Origin of the sequence: Rhodoferax sediminis (assembly GCF_006970865.1) — a bacterium.
In the GTDB taxonomy this organism is placed as follows: Bacteria; Pseudomonadota; Gammaproteobacteria; order Burkholderiales; family Burkholderiaceae_C; genus Rhodoferax_A; species Rhodoferax_A sediminis.
Genome location: NZ_CP035503.1, coordinates 1,215,243 through 1,232,379, shown reverse-complemented (window position 1 = coordinate 1,232,379; position 17,137 = coordinate 1,215,243). Strand labels below are relative to the sequence as shown.

Genomic DNA, 17,137 nt, shown 5'->3' with positions numbered 1-17,137 from the left:
TGGCCATGCTGTGCGGCTGGCTCGATGTGCCGGCCGCCAGCGAGATACCGATGCCGGACAGCGCCCGCCATCTGCTGCAATGCCTGCCGCTGCAGATGCTGCTCGTCACCTGCGGCGCCGAGGGCGCGCTGGCGTTCGACAGCGAAGGCCGCTGTATCGCCCGGGGCCGCGACACGCGGCCCATCAGCCTGGTCGACACGGTCGGTGCCGGCGATTCGTTCTCGGCGGTGGCGCTGGCAGGGCTGCTGCGCGGCTGGGACATGGGCACCACGCTGGCACGCGCCAATGCGTTCGCCGGGTATATCTGCGAAGTGCGCGGCGCCGTGCCGCCCAACTTGACGGCCTATGCGCAATGGGTCGGCGCGTGGCGGTGAGCGCATTCTGTTAGTGAGTCTTGTAGGGCACCAAAGCTCACGCCACGCTGGCCCGTTCGGGAGTCCGGCATGCAGCGCAAGGAGATAATGGCCACCCGCCCGCCGTTTCCAGGCGGGTGTTCGCGCCCTGACTGTCCGCATGTCGTCCCCTCCTGCCACGCCTGCCTCTTCGGCTGAGTTTTCTCTCAGGCAAATTGCCGTGCCGGCCTTTGGCCCCTCGCTGCTTTTCGGGCTGGGCGAAGGCGCCGTTCTCCCGATCATTCCCCTGATGGCGCGTGACCTGGGCGCCTCCGTGCCGATGGCCGCGCTGGTCGTCGCCCTGATCAGCATCGGCTCGCTGCTCAACAACATTCCGGCGTCGCTGATCACGATGCGCTGGGGCGAGCGCGGGGCCATCGTCGCCGCGGGTCTTTGGAGTGGCCTGGGCATGGCACTTTGCGTGTTGACGTCGCATCTGGCCCTGTTCGCAACCGGCTGCCTCATGGTGGGCATGTCACAGGCCGTCTACAACCTGGCGCGCCAGATCTACATGACGGAGGCCGTTCCGATCGCGTACCGGGCGCGGGCGCTGTCGACACTGGGGGGCGTGATGCGCATCGGCATGTTCATCGGCCCCTTTCTTGGGGCCGCTGCGATCCATGCGTTTGGCCTGCAGGCGGCCTTCGGCGTGGGGATTGCGGGCGTGCTGGGCGCAGCAGCCATCGGTGCGCGTGTCCCGGACCTGGAGACACCCCCCATCCCGCCCGGCCAGACGCCACCGGCCGCCACGACCATCGTCTCGACGCTCAGGGATCACCGTCATGTATTCCTCACGCTGGGCGTGGGCGTTGTGCTGGTCAGTGCCGTGCGGGCATCGCGCCAGGTGGTCATCCCTTTGTGGGCCGATCACCTGGCGCTGGCACCTGCCGTGGCATCGCTGGTCTACGGCCTGGCAGGCGGCATCGACATGCTGGTCTTCTACCCGGCCGGCAAGGTGATGGATCACAAGGGCAGGCGCTGGGTCGCGGTTCCATCGATGATCATCATGGGCATGGCGATGCTGTGGATGCCCTTCACGTCGGGCTTCAACACGCTGTTGCTTGCCTCGCTGGCCATCGGCTTCGGCAACGGCATCGGCTCGGGAATGATCATGACCCTGGGCGCAGACCACTCCCCGCGGCATGGACGTGCACACTTCCTCGGTGTGTGGCGCCTGATGTCCGACATCGGCTCCTCGTGCGGACCGGTACTTCTGGCATTCCTTGCGGGCAGCTTGTCACTGGCGGCAGGAATCGCTGCCACCGGGCTCATCGCCTTTGCTGCGGCGGGGGCGCTGGCCTATTGGATTCCTGAAACGCACGGCTACGAACGGAGCAAAAACTCCGGCTGACCGCAATGCGCCCGAAGCGGTCGTCGACGCAAGGCTTGCGACCTGCTGCCATTTCGAAACGGCAAGCGCGCAGTGCTCACTCACCGCCGCCCGCGCCTGCTTTCAGTGGCGGCCGCCGGCGCCGGGGTTTGGTATGGCGGCCTGGGTCGGGCGGCCCATTTGCTACTGGATTCATAGCATCAAACCATTGAAAAACAAGGGCTGTAGCCATTTTTCATCTACATCCCGAGATACGCCCTGCGAACTTCGTCGGACGCGGCCAGGTCGGCGGCCGTGCCTTCGATGGCGATGCGCCCGCTTTGCATTACATACGCGCGCGCCGCCACTTCGAGCGCCTGCGCCATGTTCTGCTCGACCAGCAGCACGGCCAGGCCGTCCTGCCGGTTCAGCGCCACCAGCGCATCGAACACCTGCTCGATCAGGATGGGCGACAGGCCCAGGCTGGGTTCGTCGATCAGCAGCAGGCGCGGTCCGCTCATGAGCGCGCGGCCGATGGCCAGCATCTGGCGTTCGCCGCCCGACATGGTGCCGGCCAACTGCTCGCGCCGCTCCAGCAGGCGCGGGAAAAGTTTGTAGACCCGCTGCAGGCGCTGCCGATACACGGCTTCGTCGCGCAGGATGTAGGCGCCCAGGCGCAGGTTCTGCTCCACGGGCTGGCGCGCAAACACGCGCGCGCCCTCGGGGATCATGGCGATGCCTTTCCTGATCAACACCTCGGGCGGCTGGCCGGTGATGTCCTGCCCTTCGAACGTCACGCGCCCGCCTGCCGGTTTGACCGACCCGACGATGGCCAGCAAGGTGCTGGACTTGCCCGCGCCGTTGGCGCCCAGCAAGGCCGCAACCTCGCCGGTGCGCACTTCCAGTGAAATGCCGCGCACGGCCTGCACGCCGCCATAGGCCACGTGCAGGTCCTCGACCGTCAGCATCGCCTCAGGCACGGTGCTTCCTTCCTAAATACGCTTCGATCACGGCCGGATTGCGCACGATGTCCTGCGGCGCGCCCTCGGCGATCATCTGCCCGAAATTGAGCACCAGCACGCGGTGCGCCAGACGCATCACCACCTCCAGCACATGCTCGACAATGATCAGGGTGACCCCGGCGGCGTGAATGCCGCGCAATATCTCGGTCAAGGCAATCGCCTCGCTCGGATTCAACCCGCCGGCCACCTCGTCGAGCAGCAGCATTTTCGGTTCCGTGGCCAGTGCGCGCGCCAGCTCCACGCGCTTTTGGCCCGCCACGTTCAGCTCCGCCGCACGCACGTCCGTGCGCTCGCGCAGGCCCACCAGTTCCAGCACGCGCTCGGACGCTTCGCGCGCATCGGCCAGTTTGGGATGGCGCAGCAACGCGCCCACCATGGTGTTTTCCAGCACGGTCATCTGGCCGAAGCTGCGCGGAATCTGGTAGGTGCGCACCAGCCCCATCGCGGCGACCTGCTCCGGCGCCAGTCCGAGCATGGATTGGCCGTTGAACGTCACGCTGCCGGAGGTCGGCGCATGATGGCCCACCAGGCCGTTGAACAGCGTGCTTTTACCGGCACCGTTGGGTCCGATGATGGCCAGGATCTCGCCGGGCTCCACCGCCAGGCTGATGTCCTTGTTGGCCACCAGCCCGCCAAAGCGCTTGCTCAGGCCTTTAACGTCCAGCAGCGCCACGACGCCTCCGAAGCGTAACCAGACCACCCGGCAGGAACATCGTCACCAGCAAGATGGCGAGGCCGAAAACCAGCAGGTCCAGGCCCTTGCCCGAACTGCCCCACAACACGCGCGTACCTTCCGACAGCGGAATGAGCAGCGCGGCGCCCAGCCACGGCCCGGACAGCGTCCCGACACCACCCAGGATCGCCACCAGCACGATCTGCACCGAGAACGTCAGGTTGAACATCGAATCGGGATCGATGAAGCCGACATACATGGCGAAAAAGCCGCCCCAGATGCCGGTCATGACGGCGGACAGCACGAACGCCCGCATCTTGTAGCGCTCGGCCGGCACCCCCAGGCTGCGCGCGGCCGCCTCATCGCCGTTGATGGCGCGCCAGTAAAAGCCGCTTTTCGAGTGCACCAGGAAATGGGTTGCCACAAAGGTCAGCAGCGCCAGCGCGACGGCGATCCAGTAGTACGGCACCTTGGTGCGAAACAGCAGCATCCAGGGCGCGCTGGCGATCGGCGCCTCCATGCCCACGGCGCCGCCGGCCCACTGCCAGTTGGTGACCAGAATCAGGCCGATCTGCAGCAAGGCGATCGTCGCCATCGCAAAATAATGGCCCGACAGCCGCAAGGTGGGACCGCCGACCAGGTAGGCCATGGCGCCCGCGATCAGGCCGCCCACCGGAATGCCGATCAACGGCGTGATCTTCAAATGGTGCAGCAACAGCAGCGTGGTGTAGCCGCCGATCCCGACGAATACGCTGTGCCCGAACGAAATGCGGCCCAGAAAACCACCGACCAGATTCCACGAGGCACCCAGCGCGCCGAACATGATGGCCAGCAGCAGCACCTGAATGGTGAAGGAATCCTTCACCACCATGGGCACCAGCGCCAGCAGCGCTGCGAGGACCACGGCCGCCAGCAGCGGCAGCCGCGAAAGGGAGGGGCGGCTCATTTCACCACCGCCCGAACAGGCCACGCGGCCGGTACCACAGAACCAGCACGAACACGATGAAGACGCTGACGGTCTTCAGAGCCGGTTCCACGAAATAGCCGGTCATCGCCTCGATGATGCCGATCAAAATCCCGGCGATGAACGCACCGGGCAGGGAACCAAAGCCGCCCATGCAGACCGCGACAAACGCCATCAAGCCAAACACCGTGCCGACCGACGGGAACACGTAGAAAAAGGTGGTGAGCAGCGCGCCGGCCAGGCCGACGACGGCGCTGCCCAGCACCCAGACCTGCGCGTTGACGCGGTCGGGCGCAATGCCCACCAGCGCGGCGACCTGGCGGTCTTCGGCCACCGCTTGCAGCGCATGGCCCCAGCGCGTGCGGTACACCAGAAAAAACAGCGCGACGATGACCACAAGCGCCACGATGCCGGTAACGACCTGCGGCCGCCCAGTAGAGATACCGGCCAGGCTGATGCTGCCGGAGACCAGCGTGTCGGGCAGGCTGCGGTAGTCGGGACTGAAGAATATGAAGGCCAGCTGCCGCAGCACCAGGCCCAGCCCGAAGGTCGCCAGAATGGCGGCCATGGCGGGCCCCTTCTGCAGGCGGCGGATGATCAGGGCATAGGTCATGAAGCCGACGAATCCGAGCACACAGGCCACCAATGGCGCGGAAAACAGGGGGTCGAGGTGGCCCAGCGTGAACATCCAGTAGGCGGCGTACATGCCCAGCATCAGGAACTCGCCGTGCGCAAAATTGAGGACATCGGTGATGCCCCAGATCAGCGCCAGCCCGACCGCCACCGCTGCATAGATCAGGCCATTGAAAAGGCCGGCGGCAAGCGCTTCAAACACGCCACTCTCCTGCGGCCGGTTTCACGGATAGCTCCGTGCCCCGGTTCATTTCCAGCCGAAAGGCAGGGTTGGCATCGTGCTGTCGAGTTTGTACTTCTCGGGCCAGACCGTGTGGTACTGGGCGCCCTTGAGTTCGAGGATCAGGCCCGAGCCCTTGTCGTTCTGGCCCTTGTCGTCGAACTTGACGCCGGCCCACGGCATGATCACCTGCGCCTCGGCCAGGTTGGTGCTGGCAAGCGCCTTGCGGATGGCCTCCGGGTCGGTCGAGCCGGCGCGGTTGATGGCATCGGCCAGCACCAGCACGCCCTGCATCGAGCGCGCATTGTTGCCGTTCATGTCCTTGCCGGTCCTGGCCTTGTACATGTCATTGAGGGTCTTGATGATCGGCTTGGCGCTGGCCAGATCATTGCCCCAGACGTCGCGGGTCAGCACGCCCTGCACCTGCGGGCCCACTTCCTGCACGAAACGCGAATCGATGAAGCCGGCATCGTTGGCCAGCAGCACGGGCGGCGCGTATTTGGTCTCGCGCATGGTGCGCACGAACAGCATGGCGTCGGACGTGTAGCTGGCAAAGATGGCCACGTCGGGCTTGGCGGCCGCCAGTTTCTGCACCTCGGCCGTGACCGATGCCGACCCCGCCGCGTAGGCGATGTTGGCGACGATCTCGCGGTTGTACTTCTTGGCGAATTTCTCGACCGCCTTGTAGGTGTTCACGCCGAAGTCGGTGTTCTCGTACACCACGGCAATTTTCTTCGTCGGCACCTTCTTCACGCCGTTCAGGAACTGCATCATGTTGTCCACGAACGTATCGTCGTTGGGCGTCGTGCGAAAGAACCACTTGTAGCCGCGATCGGTCAGGTCCGGGCTGCTGGACTCGCCGTTCAGGAAGGGAATGCCGGCCTGTTCGGCAACACGGCTGGCGGTCTTGGTCACCGCCGATTGATACGCGCCGGTCAGCGCCACCACCTTGTCCTGGTCGATCAGGCGCTGCGCGTCGGCCAGGCCGGTCTCGGGCTTGCCCTGGGAGTCGCCGAACACCACTTCGATCTTGGCGCCGCCGAGACGGGGCAGGCCAGCACCGGCCGCCAGCGGGATGCCGCCGAGTTCGGGGTGCGGGTTGTTGACAATGTCCACCGCCAGCTCGATGGCGGCCTTGATCTCCGCGCCGGTGGACGCCAGGGCGCCACTCAGCGGATAAATGGCCCCGATGCGCACGGTCTTTTGCTGCGCCAGCGCGGGCTGCCCCAACGCCAGTGCGGCGCAGGCGACGACGCCCGCCATCAGCTTCTTCATTGTCATCATGGTTGCTCCTGAAAAACCAAACCTGGATACGAACGGAAATCCGCGGGCCATTATTTGCTGGATCCGCCCGCCGGCGCCACAGAGATTACCCGGCCCTAAAACGCGACGAGGCGGCTGTCCAGCATCTGGCCGAACCTGACCCACCTGCTGCTGCCGTGGTGGGGCACCTGCGGCTGGTTCTTCGGCGTGGCGATCTGTGGCTGATGTATTACGCTGGCCAACGTGCGGCCCAGGACGGCATCCGCCGCTGCGCTGCGGGCCTGACATTCGTGCCGGGTCATCCCACGCGTGCCGCGCCAGGCTGAACGTGCCCCAATGCACCGGCAGGAAAGCGCCCACCTCCAGCATCACCAGATCGAAGGGGGCCGAGCCGTTCGCGAATGGTGGCGTACTCGGAAGTCAGCCCCGTGTCGCCACTGAAAAACACCGAATGGCGCGGCGAGCGGATCACCAGCGACGACCACAGCGTTGCGTTGCGGTCCTTCAGCCCGCGACCCGAGAAATGCTGCGACGGCGCGGCCGTGACGGTCAGGTCGGCCTTCGGCAGCGTGCACGACTCCCACCTAGTCGAGTTCGGTGATGCGCTGCGCCGGCACGCCCCAGGCCTCCAGATGGGCGCCGACGCCCAGTGAGGTGACGAACGGCACCTCGCGCCGCGCCAGCTCGCGGATGGTCGGGTAGTCCAGGTGGTCGTAGTGATCGTGCGACACCAGCACCAGGTCTATGGGTGGCAACTCGCGCAGCGCGATCGGCACCGGCTGGGAGCGCCTCGGGCCGGCCAGCCGGGCGGGCGCCGCCAGCCGTCCCGCGGATCGACCGACGGGCAACGGCCCGCGCGGCACGCGCCGGGTCCCGCCGTACAGGAACTCGCTCAAGGTCGGGCGCGGCACCTCCAGATTGCGCAAACCCGGCAGCACCGGGTGCATGTTGCGGAACCCGTCGCCGGCCCACAGCAGGGACGATTTCACGCGATCGAGCCGCCGCCCGTCAGGCTTCTTCCCGAGTGATTTCATGAGTTCCTCGCGTGGCAATGCAGAGCGTTCCACTCTACCAGCGCCGGACCGGCGTGCCGCGTTCGGCGTAGACAGCTGCGATACCATTCATCACTATTCATCGTGGCCAAGGAAAACAGATGGGAACGAAGCGAGCGACGCCGAAGACTCATGGGGAAAGTCGAACAAAGGTCGCGGCCGCATCCAAATTGGACGACTCCCAAAAAGGGGGCATCGCCTTCCCCATCGTCGGTATGGGCGCCTCAGCCGGCGGCCTGGAAGCCTTCGAACAGTTTTTTCGCCAGGTTCCGCCCGACTGCGGTCTGGCTTTCGTTCTGGTGCAACATCTCGATCCAAGCCACGCCAGCATCCTCAATGAGATTTTGCAGCGCTCGACGACGATGCCAGTGGTCGAAGCACAGGATCAGATGAAGGTGGCGCCAAATTCTGTCTACGTCATTCCGCCCAACCGCGACCTGGCCATACTCCATGGCGTCCTGCAACTGAGCCTGCCGGAACAACCGCGTGGCCATCGCATGCCGATCGACGCCTTTCTGCGCTCGCTGGCGGAAGACCAGGGCGAAAAGGCGATTGGCATTGTTCTGTCGGGTACCGGCACCGACGGTACGCTGGGCCTGCGCGCCATTCTCGGCGCGGGTGGCATGACGCTGGTACAGGAGCCGGCGACGGCCAAATACGACGGCATGCCCAGCAGCGCCATTCGGGCCGGATATGCCACGCAGATACTGCCCGTCGACAAGATGGCAGCAGCTCTGCAGGCCGGCAAACGTACCCTGTCCATTTGCGATGAAACGCCATCAAAGCCTGCGGCGACGGGCACCCTTAACCGCATTTTGATGCTGCTGCGTTCCCGCAGCGGCCATGATTTTTCCGGCTACAAAAAAAGCACCATTGGTCGGCGCATCGTGCGCCGCATGGCACAGCAAAATATTGAGGACATGGAAATTTATGCGCGTTACCTCAAGGAGCATCCGGCCGAGGTCAAAGCGCTGTTCAAGGAGCTGTTGATCAATGTCACCAGCTTCTTTCGCGACGCGGAGGCTTTCGCGGTGCTGAAAGCTGAAATCCTGCCCAAGCTGTTTGCCGACAAGCACGAGGGTGATGCGTTTCGGGTCTGGGTGACCGGCTGCGCCACCGGCGAGGAGGCCTATTCCATCGCCATCCTGCTGCGCGAGTTCATGGATGGGACGCAACAAGAGTACAAGGTCCAGCTCTATGCCACCGACCTCGACGACGACGCCATTGCCATTGCCCGTGCCGGCGTGTATCCGGCGAATATTGCCCAGGATGTCACGCCGGAGCACCTGCGCCGCTTCTTCGTCAAGGAGGAGGACGGCTACCGCGTGAAGAAGGAGATTCGCGAGATGGTCGTGTTCGCAGTGCAGAACGTCATCAAGGATCCGCCCTTCACCAAACTCGACCTGCTCAGTTGCCGCAATCTGATGATCTACCTCGAGCCCGAGCTGCAGGATCGCCTCATCCTGGCCTTTCACTATGCGCTGAGGCCGGGCGGCGTCCTGTTCCTTTCGCCGTCGGAGAGCATCGGCAATCACTCCGAACAGTTTACCGTTCTCAATCGCAAGTGGAAGCTTTATCAGGCGATCCACGACGCCACCTCTGTTCCTGCGATGAGGGCGCGCGGCTTGTCCTGGGTAGCCAGCAGCGACGGCAAGGCGCCGGAGAAAGTCACGCAGAAAAGCAAGGAAACCAATTTCGCCGAGTTCGCCAAGCGCTTGTTGCTTCAGTCCGCCCCCGCTTCCGTGGTGACGGACATGAAGGGCAACATCCTTTATGTCCATGGCGACACTGGTAAATACCTGCGCCCCGCGCCCGGTCAGGCCACTCTTAATGTGATCGATATGGCGCGTGAAGGCCTGCAATTGGAACTGCGCCTCGCGATTCAGGCGGGCAGCCGGGGCACGCCGACGCTGAGCCGGGAGCTACCGGTCAAGAGCAATGGCGACTTCTATCTGGCAACCTTCAACGTGCGACCGATGCAGGATGTCGGCAATGGCTATTTGCTGGTAAGTTTCCAGGATATTTCCAAAGCGCCTCCCGCCAAGTCAAAACGCCGTCAGCCCGCCCCCAAGCCGGGGGAACTGCGCCGCATTGAGGAACTGGAACGCGAGCTGGCCCATACCCGCGAAAACCTGCAGTCCACCGTCGAAGAACAGCAGGCCTCGAACGAGGAGCTCAAGTCGACCAATGAGGAGATGCAGTCGACCAACGAAGAACTCCAGTCGACCAATGAGGAACTGGAAACGTCGAAGGAAGAACTGCAATCGGTGAATGAGGAACTGGTCACGGTCAATGCCGAATTGCAGGCCAAGATCGAGCAGCTGAACGACATGCAGAACGACATGAAAAACCTGCTCGACAACATCAATGTCGGTACCGTCTTTCTCAATGAACATCTGGTGATCAGGCGCTTCACGCGCGAAGCGGCGCGAATTTATCGCCTGGTGGCATTTGACGTGGGACGGCCGCTGGTCGATATCAAGTCCGATCTGGAGGGGGATGACCTGCTGGACAGGGCCCAGGCAGTGTTGGAAACTTTGGTTCCGTATGAGCGCGAGGCGCGCACTGCCGATGGCACCTGGTATCTGGTGCGGATTCAGCCTTATCGAACCCTGGACAACGTCATCGAGGGCGTGGTACTCACTTTTACCGATATCAGCAAGCGGGTCGCGGCCGAGGCGGAGGTGCGGGAAGCAAAAAAATTCGCCGAGGCGATTGTCGATACCGTGCGCGAACCGCTCGTGGTGCTGGACGCATCGTTGAAGGTCATCTCTGCAAGCCGTCCGTTTTACCGTTTCTTCCGGGTCTCGCCCGAAGAGACGGTGGGCCGTGTTCTCTATGCCCTTGGCAACAACCAATGGGATACGCCCTCGATGCGCGAATTGCTGGAAAACATTCTGCGCAGCAGTGCCAGTTTCGACGATGTCGAGGTGGATGCTGTCTTTCAAGGTATCGGACCCAAAAAAATGCGCCTGAATGCGCGGCGTATCATGGGCGCTGGCGACTCGGCGATGGAGACACAACCGCTGATCCTGGTCGCCATGGAAGAGGTGATTTACCCTCAAGTTTCCACTTCGGGAAACGGTGAGCAACAAGATGGCCAACAAGTTCGATGATGCTGCCCCATTGCGCAATCGAGCAGAGGAAGTGCTTGCTGCGAAAGGCAAATCCGCGTCGACCCAAGATGCCCTGATGCATGAACTCCAGGTGCATCAGATTGAGCTTGAAATGCAGAATGAGGAGTTGCGCCGCACGCAATTGGCGCTGGAAGAATCGCGCGACCGTTACCTCGACCTTTACGAGTTTGCACCAGTCGGCTATCTCACCCTGAATGATGCAGGCGTCATTACGCAATCGAACCTCACCGCCGCGTCGCTGCTCGGGCTCGATCGCCGCCAATTGCTGCAACGCCGGTTTGACCGGTTGGTGGTTCCTGAGCACCGCGATCTGATGCACCGTACCTTTGCGCGGTTGCTGCGGCATGTGGAGGAGGCTACGTTCAACCTGCTGCTGAAACCGCACGTTGAGGGCCCCGCTCATTTTCGCGTCAACGGCAAGCGAGTCATGACGGAAGACAAGACACTGACCGTGCGCCTGACCTTGACCAACATTGATGAGCTCACGCAAGTTTCCGAGGCCCTGAGCCTGAGCGAAGCCCGGCTGCGCGGGATATTCGACTCGGCCACCGACGCGATCATCACCGCAGACGAGTCCCAGACCATCGTGATGGCCAATGCCGCTGCCGCGCACATGTTCCGCTGCACGCCGGGCGCGTTGATCGGCGCGCCGCTCGAGCGCTTGATCCCCGAGCGCCAGCGGCAGATGCACCGGCGCGAGGTGCAGGCCTTTGGCGACACGCAGGCCCAAGCGCGCCACATGGGGGAGGCGCGGGATGTGATGGGCTTGCGCACTGACGGCCAGGAGTTTCCGATCGATGCTGCGATTTCGCACTTGAGTGTCGGTGGACGGCGGCTGTACACCGCGATCCTGCGCGACATCACCGAGCGCCGCAGCGCCGAGGCCGCGCTGCGCGAGAGCGAAGAACGCCTGCGGCGTCTGCTGATGCTGCTGCCCGTCGGGGTGTTCGTCTACAGCGGCCGCGGCAGCAGCACCCGGATCAGCTTTGCCAACGAAGCCGCGCAGCGCCTGGTCGGCACCGGCGAGGCGAACCTGCTCGGGCGATCGCCGCTGGACTTCATTCATCCCGACTCGCTCGACCAAGTCAAGCAGCGCCTGCTGGCAATGCAGGGCGGCACCACCCCCCCCCTTTGACGGCCATGAAGATCCGGCGCGCCAACGGCGCGGTCCGTCTGGTGCAGGCAACGGCGGCGCCGGTCACGATCGCAGGCCAGACCTCGATCGTCGTCATCCTGCACGACGTCACCGAACTCCAGCAAGCACAGCACGCGCTCAAACGCTCGCACGCCGACCTGCAGCGCCTGGTGGCGGCGCAGGACAGTGTTCAGGACAACGAGCGCAAGCGCATCGCGCGTGAGCTGCACGACGATCTGCAGCAGACGCTGGCGGGGCTCAAGATGTACCTGGTGGCGATCGGCGAGCATCTGGCGCAGGCGCCGGCCCGCGCGGCACCGCTGCTGGCCGAGGCCATCCGCCTCACTTCGGCGGCCATCGACTCGACGCGTCGCATCGTCAGCGATCTGCGCCCGCAGGTCCTCGACGACCTCGGTCTCGTGCCGGCCCTGGAGGTGCTGACAGGCCAGTTCAGCCAGCGCACCGGCATCGCCTGCTATCTGGAGGTCCAGGGTGTAGAGGTCCAGGGCGAGGCCGGCCAGCCCGAGCTGGAATCGCCCGCCGTGGCGAGCTGCCTGTACCGCGTGGCGCAGGAGGCGCTCACCAATGTGGCCAAACACGCGCAGGCGAGCACCGTGCAGGTGCGGCTCACGAGCAGTGCGGCGCCCGGCCGGCTGGTGCTGAGTATCCGGGACAACGGCAGCGGCAGCGGCATCAGCGCGAGTGATCGCCGCAAGCCGGGCTCATTCGGCCTGCTGGGCATGCACGAGCGTGTGCGCGCGCTCGGCGGGGTGCTGCACATCGACAGCCAGCCCGGCAGCGGCACGACGCTGGAGGTGAGTATTCCCGTGGCGGCCACCGCCTTGAGGGTGAACTGATGCCCGCGATCGGCCAGGCGCGCAAACGCACCTCGAAACGACAGAGCCTGCCCGAATAGCCGCCGCAACCCAATGATGAGGCGCCCAACCTCATTGAGAAAGGTATGCCTTCACGCCAGCGGTCAGCAGCGCCTGAACTCGATGCTGTACCGCCTCCGGGGGCACAGGGCGAATCGCTCCTCCTTGAGGAGCCTGTCCTTGAATGCAGCGAGCGTATCGGCCTCGTAGATGGCCCATTGCGGGCCCAGCCCGCCCAGCGCGAGCGGTGCGCCGTCCACTGCGGTACCCGCAGCACCGGCTGGCGTAAAGTGAGCGAAAATCAAAAAAAAAGGCGATACTTATGAACGGAACAACTCAACTGCCCCCTCTGCCCGACCGGCTGTCCATTGACCCACGCAGCCCGCATCACGTCGCTGCTGTGTTCGAACACGACGTTGGCATTCGATTGAATGACAAGGAGCGTCAGGATGTCGAGGAATACTGCATCAGCGAAGGCTGGATCAAGGTGCCCGCCGGCAAGACGCTGGACCGCAAGGGCCATCCGCTGTTGATCAAGCTCAAGGGCAAGGTCGAAGCGTTTTATCGCTGAATCCATCAGCTTGCACGGAAATCAACATGCTGCATCCTCAGGTTCGTACCTTGCTCGATCTCATCGAAAAGTCGGGCCTGCCCCCGACCCATACACTGTCCCCGCTTGACGCGCGCGCGTTGTACCGCGACCGCCGCAGCTTCACCCAGCCGGCGCCGCCTGCCGTGTCCCTGGTGTGCGAGCTGCAGGCACAGGGTCCGCACGGATCGATCCCGCTGCGCCTGTATCGCCCCGCCGGTGCGCCGCAGGCCGCGCTGCTGCCTGTCCTCGTTTACTTCCATGGCGGCGGTTTTGTCATTGGCGATCTGGACACGCACGATGTGCTGTGCCGCGAACTCGCCAACGGAGCCGGTTGCGCGGTGGTCGCGGTGGACTACCGGCTGGCACCCGAGCATCCATTCCCCTGCGCGGTGGACGACTGCCTTGCCGCCACCCGCTGGGTGGCGGACAACGCACCCGAACTGCACCTCGATGCCACGCGCCTGGCGGTTGGCGGCGACAGCGCCGGCGGCAATCTGGCGGCCGTCGTGTCGCTGCTGGCACGAAATGCGGGTGCCCCGCCAATCGTGTTTCAGCTGCTGATTTACCCGGCCACCGACGCGCGTTGCAGCGCGCCATCGCACCAGACCAATGGCCAGGGCTATTTACTCACCACCGACTCGATGGCGTACTACCTCGGGCACTACTTCAGGACGGCGCAAGACAAGCTGAGCGATCGCGCGTCACCCCTGCTGAGCCAGGACCTCACCCGCCTGCCGCCAGCGCTGGTGCTGACCGCAGGCTACGACCCGTTGCGTGACGAGGGTTTGCAGTACGCGCAGCGTTTGAGCGAGGGCGGGAATCGTGTCACTCAAGTGTGTTTCGAGCGTCAGATTCACGGTTTTATCCTCATGGGAAAGGCGCTTGACGAGGCGAACTCGGCCGTGGCGCTGTGCGCGGCCGAGTTGCGACGCGCCTTCCGGGGCTGATTCGCTTATGCAAAATCTTCCCGCTCTTCTCGGGCTCATCGGAGCCCTCTCGGTGGGTGTCGTCAGTCCGGGCCCCAGCTTCGTCATGGTGGCGCGCACGGCGGTGGCGACCTCGCGCTCGGAAGGCGTGGCCGCCGCTGTGGGCATGGGCGGCGGCGGCGTGCTGTTTGCCGGTGCGGCCCTGCTCGGGCTGAATGCGCTGATGCTCGCGGTGCCGCTGGTGTATCTGGCGCTGAAGGTGGCGGGCGGCCTGTACCTGGCCTGGCTCGGGCTGCGCATCTGGCGGTCCGCCCGGCAAGCGCTCAACATCACGGGCCTGGCGGATGGCGCGGGCAAGAACAAACGCCGATCGCTGCTGCTGGGCTTTGCCACCCAGATCAGCAATCCGAAAACCGCCATCGTCTACGCCAGCGTGTTTGCCGCTTTCCTGCCACCGGCGCCTTCGCTGGCGTTCAACCTGACGCTGGTGGCGATTGTCTTCGTCATTGAGACGGGCTGGTACACCCTGGTGGCGCTGGCCCTGGCGTCGGAACGGCCCCGCAACACATATCTGCACTACAAGGGATGGATGGACCATGCCGCCGGTGGCGTGATGATGGCCCTGGGCCTCGAACTGGTGTCGTCGGCGTATGGGCGATAAGCACGGGCGGGGTTTGACCAAACCACCCGGTACCATCCATAGTGGGAAATTAAGGCGCGCCCACATGCCGCAAGAGTTGCTGGCCTGGGTGGCAAGGTTTCACGACTGGAAACGGAGCTGAATCATGTTGTACCGTCAGATGGTCTGTTTATTTTTACTGCTGGCCTGGGGCGGCGCGGGATCGGCGCAGACCTTGAGCCCGCTGGCCAGTATTACCGGGGGTACCAGCGACAAGCCCCCCGCACCATGGCAGATCCTTGGTTTTCCCCAAAGGAATACCCAAAAGCCGGTCACGCAGTTCGATGTGGTGACGCTCGATGGCGAGCGCGCCCTGCGCATTCGCACCGACCGCTCGTACGGCAATCTGGTGGACGAGTTGAGCGGGGGGGGGCGTTGCCCGGACAACTGGCGTGGCGCTGGCGCCTCGATCAGCCTTTGAAGAACACGGACATCCACACCAGGGCCGGCGATGATTCCGCGCTGAAGGTCTGTGTCCTGTTCGATGAGCCGCTGGAGCGCGTGCCGGCGCTGGAGCGCACCGTGCTGCGCGTCGAGCGGTCGAGCACCGGCCAGAACCTGCCGGCGGCCACCCTGTGCTACCTGTGGGACAGCAAATACCCGGCGGGCACTGCGGGCAAAAACGCCTTCACGAATCGCCTGCGCTACATCGTGCTGCAGGGTCCCGAGACGCCGCTCGCGGTGTGGACCGCGGAAACACGTAACGTGGCGCAGGACTTCATGAAGCTGTTTGGTGATGAGGAGCCGGATGTGCCGCCCGTCGCCGGCGTGCTGGTGGGCGCGGACGCCGACAACACGCAGGGCCAGAGCTTGGGGTACGTGCGCGATCTGCATTGGGTACCCTAGGCCAGATGTTGAACCCGGCATCCGGGAAATTGTCCTTCTCGGCGCGAGCGTGAACGATCAAGTCAGGCTGGAAGCGGGCGCCCTGGGACTGGGTGAATCCGTCATCATGGGGGTGGCGGGTACCGCTCCCGCGTTCAGTATCGCGGCGACCACCGCAACCCTGATCGCCGCGGTCGGGATCCAGTCGCCGGCCAGCCTGCTGTTTTGCGGCCTGATCATGTTCGGGGTGACGATTGCCTACCTGCACCTGAATCGCCTGAGCCCCAATGCCGGTGCCTGCTACGCGTGGGTGGGCGCCATTTTCAACCCGACGCTGGGCTTCTTCGCGGGTTGGGCGCTCCTGGTGGCCTCAGCGGTCTTCATGGTGTCGGGCACCATTCCCGCCGCCACCGCCACGCTGGTGCTGTTTGATCCGGCGCTGGCCAGCAACCCGGCGGCCGTGACCTTCGTCGCGGCCGCGTGGCTCCTGGCGGTGAGTGCGGTCATCGTCAAGGGCATCAAGCCCACCAGCTATACCCAGGTGGTGATGACCGTGATCGAAGTCGGCGTGCTGGTGGCCGTGATCATCGCCGCGCTGCTCCAGTACGGCGCGCGGCCGGCCCATGCGTTGTCACTGGCCTGGTTCTCCCCGTTCGCCTTCACCCCCGGCTGTTCGCCACCGGGGCGCTGACCGCGCTGTTCTTTTTCTGGGGTTGGGACGTCACGGTCAACCTGACCGAGGAAACGCGCGACTCCTCCCACGCGCCGGGCCGCGGCGCCCTGCTGGCGATGGTGATCGTGCTGGCGCTGTTCATCGCGTTCGCGGCCGTTACCCTGCTGGTGCTGACCGACCAGGAGATCCAGCAGTCAAGCACCAACGTCGTATTTGCAATTGCCGGGCGCCTGTTCCCCAAGCCGTGGAACTACCTGGCCATCATCGCCGTGGCGCTCAGCACGGTCGGCACGCTGGAGACCTCGATTTTGCAGTTCACCCGCACCATGTACGCCAAGGGCCGCGACGGCAGCCTGCACCCCCGCTACGCGGTGCTGCACAAGACCTGGCGCACGCCGTGGGTCGCCACCGCGGTGATCACGTCCTTCGGGCTGGTTTTTCTGTTTCTCTCCTCGTATTTTCCGAGCGTCAACCTGATCATCAAGGACTCCGTCAACGCCATCGGCTTCCAGGTGGCGTTCTACTATGGGCTGGCGGGCTTCGCCTGCGCCTGGCATTTCCGGCATGAGGCCCTGCGCTCGGGCAGCAAGCTGATTTTCCTGCTGCTGTGGCCGGCCTGCAGTGCGGGCTTTCTGTGGTTCATCGCGGCCTACAGCATCCCCACGTTCGATCTGGTCACCAACTTCGTCGGACTGGGCGGCATCGCGATCGGCGTCTTGCCGCTGCTGTGGAATCGGCGTCATCCATTGCGCACTTGAGTTTTCAAG

General features: G+C 64.4%; 18 protein-coding genes and 1 pseudogene. 11 read left to right on the top strand and 8 right to left on the bottom strand.

Going from position 1 to position 17,137, the window contains the following annotated elements:
- Nucleotides 1–5 precede the first annotated feature (5 nt).
- Both EUB48_RS21835 and EUB48_RS05890 read left to right on the top strand, forming a co-directional pair.
- Nucleotides 6–374, top strand: coding sequence for a carbohydrate kinase family protein (locus tag EUB48_RS21835; RefSeq protein ID WP_168226706.1), 369 nt, complete (start codon nucleotides 6–8; stop codon nucleotides 372–374).
- 139 nt (nucleotides 375–513) lie between these two features.
- On the top strand, nucleotides 514–1,743 hold the full coding sequence (locus EUB48_RS05890) for an MFS transporter (protein ID WP_142818032.1): 1,230 nt from the start codon (nucleotides 514–516) through the stop codon (nucleotides 1,741–1,743).
- Between the two features lie 218 nt (nucleotides 1,744–1,961).
- Here the strand turns inward: EUB48_RS05890 and EUB48_RS05885 are convergent, their stop codons facing one another.
- The 7 genes from EUB48_RS05885 to EUB48_RS21830 form a co-directional block, all read right to left on the bottom strand.
- Nucleotides 1,962–2,669 carry an ABC transporter ATP-binding protein gene (locus EUB48_RS05885; RefSeq protein WP_142821115.1) on the bottom strand — a complete coding sequence of 236 codons (708 nt, stop codon included), beginning with the start codon at nucleotides 2,667–2,669 and terminating at the stop codon, nucleotides 1,962–1,964.
- Between the two features lie 4 nt (nucleotides 2,670–2,673).
- On the bottom strand, nucleotides 2,674–3,396 hold the full coding sequence (locus EUB48_RS05880; RefSeq protein ID WP_142818031.1) for an ABC transporter ATP-binding protein: 723 nt from the start codon (nucleotides 3,394–3,396) through the stop codon (nucleotides 2,674–2,676).
- Entirely contained in the window at nucleotides 3,377–4,342 is a 966-nt protein-coding gene (locus tag EUB48_RS05875; protein ID WP_142818030.1) for a branched-chain amino acid ABC transporter permease, read from the bottom strand. Before EUB48_RS05875 ends, EUB48_RS05880 begins: the two co-directional genes overlap by 20 nt.
- Nucleotide 4,343: 1 nt before the next feature.
- Nucleotides 4,344–5,195: a branched-chain amino acid ABC transporter permease gene (locus tag EUB48_RS05870; RefSeq protein WP_142818029.1), complete on the bottom strand. Its 852-nt coding sequence runs from the start codon at nucleotides 5,193–5,195 to the stop codon at nucleotides 4,344–4,346.
- A 45-nt stretch (nucleotides 5,196–5,240) separates the two neighbouring features.
- Nucleotides 5,241–6,494 carry an ABC transporter substrate-binding protein gene (locus EUB48_RS05865; protein ID WP_142821114.1) on the bottom strand — a complete coding sequence of 418 codons (1,254 nt, stop codon included), beginning with the start codon at nucleotides 6,492–6,494 and terminating at the stop codon, nucleotides 5,241–5,243.
- 280 nt (nucleotides 6,495–6,774) lie between these two features.
- Nucleotides 6,775–7,029 carry an MBL fold metallo-hydrolase gene (locus tag EUB48_RS21995; protein ID WP_420821446.1) on the bottom strand — a complete coding sequence of 85 codons (255 nt, stop codon included), beginning with the start codon at nucleotides 7,027–7,029 and terminating at the stop codon, nucleotides 6,775–6,777.
- A 31-nt stretch (nucleotides 7,030–7,060) separates the two neighbouring features.
- Nucleotides 7,061–7,510 (bottom strand): MBL fold metallo-hydrolase, encoded by a 450-nt coding sequence (locus EUB48_RS21830; protein ID WP_210411699.1) that lies wholly within the window; start codon nucleotides 7,508–7,510, stop codon nucleotides 7,061–7,063.
- 119 nt (nucleotides 7,511–7,629) lie between these two features.
- On the opposite strand from EUB48_RS21830, the gene EUB48_RS05855 reads away from it, so the two are divergent.
- The 3 genes from EUB48_RS05855 to EUB48_RS05845 are packed head-to-tail and all read left to right on the top strand — an operon-like array spanning nucleotide 7,630 to nucleotide 12,657.
- Nucleotides 7,630–10,644, top strand: a complete 3,015-nt coding sequence (locus EUB48_RS05855; protein ID WP_142818028.1) for a chemotaxis protein CheB — start codon at nucleotides 7,630–7,632, stop codon at nucleotides 10,642–10,644.
- A complete protein-coding gene (locus EUB48_RS05850) occupies nucleotides 10,625–11,800 on the top strand; it encodes a PAS domain S-box protein (protein ID WP_142818027.1) in 1,176 nt (391 codons plus the stop codon). Before EUB48_RS05855 ends, EUB48_RS05850 begins: the two co-directional genes overlap by 20 nt.
- A 5-nt stretch (nucleotides 11,801–11,805) precedes the next feature.
- Nucleotides 11,806–12,657, top strand: a complete 852-nt coding sequence (locus EUB48_RS05845; protein ID WP_142818026.1) for a sensor histidine kinase — start codon at nucleotides 11,806–11,808, stop codon at nucleotides 12,655–12,657.
- Between the two features lie 122 nt (nucleotides 12,658–12,779).
- Here the strand turns inward: EUB48_RS05845 and EUB48_RS05840 are convergent, their stop codons facing one another.
- The gene (locus EUB48_RS05840) at nucleotides 12,780–12,980 is read right to left on the bottom strand and encodes a hypothetical protein (RefSeq protein WP_338052428.1); all 201 of its coding nucleotides are present in this window, start codon (nucleotides 12,978–12,980) and stop codon (nucleotides 12,780–12,782) included.
- A gap of 17 nt (nucleotides 12,981–12,997) precedes the next feature.
- On the opposite strand from EUB48_RS05840, the gene EUB48_RS05835 reads away from it, so the two are divergent.
- The 6 genes and pseudogenes from EUB48_RS05835 (at nucleotide 12,998) to EUB48_RS05815 (ending at nucleotide 17,128) form a co-directional block, all read left to right on the top strand.
- Nucleotides 12,998–13,246, top strand: a complete 249-nt coding sequence (locus EUB48_RS05835; RefSeq protein WP_142818025.1) for a DUF3297 family protein — start codon at nucleotides 12,998–13,000, stop codon at nucleotides 13,244–13,246.
- Nucleotides 13,247–13,272: 26 nt separating this feature from the next.
- Nucleotides 13,273–14,214, top strand: coding sequence for an alpha/beta hydrolase (locus EUB48_RS05830; RefSeq protein ID WP_142818024.1), 942 nt, complete (start codon nucleotides 13,273–13,275; stop codon nucleotides 14,212–14,214).
- Between the two features lie 7 nt (nucleotides 14,215–14,221).
- On the top strand, nucleotides 14,222–14,854 hold the full coding sequence (locus tag EUB48_RS05825) for a LysE family translocator (RefSeq protein ID WP_142818023.1): 633 nt from the start codon (nucleotides 14,222–14,224) through the stop codon (nucleotides 14,852–14,854).
- Nucleotides 14,855–14,978: 124 nt separating this feature from the next.
- Complete coding sequence (locus tag EUB48_RS21285) at nucleotides 14,979–15,293, top strand: DUF3047 domain-containing protein (RefSeq protein ID WP_168226705.1); 315 nt, start codon at nucleotides 14,979–14,981, stop codon at nucleotides 15,291–15,293.
- Complete coding sequence (locus tag EUB48_RS05820) at nucleotides 15,290–15,718, top strand: DUF3047 domain-containing protein (protein WP_168226704.1); 429 nt, start codon at nucleotides 15,290–15,292, stop codon at nucleotides 15,716–15,718. Before EUB48_RS21285 ends, EUB48_RS05820 begins: the two co-directional genes overlap by 4 nt.
- Nucleotides 15,719–15,824: 106 nt before the next feature.
- Nucleotides 15,825–17,128 (top strand): annotated as a pseudogene (locus tag EUB48_RS05815) (APC family permease).
- Nucleotides 17,129–17,137 lie beyond the last annotated feature (9 nt).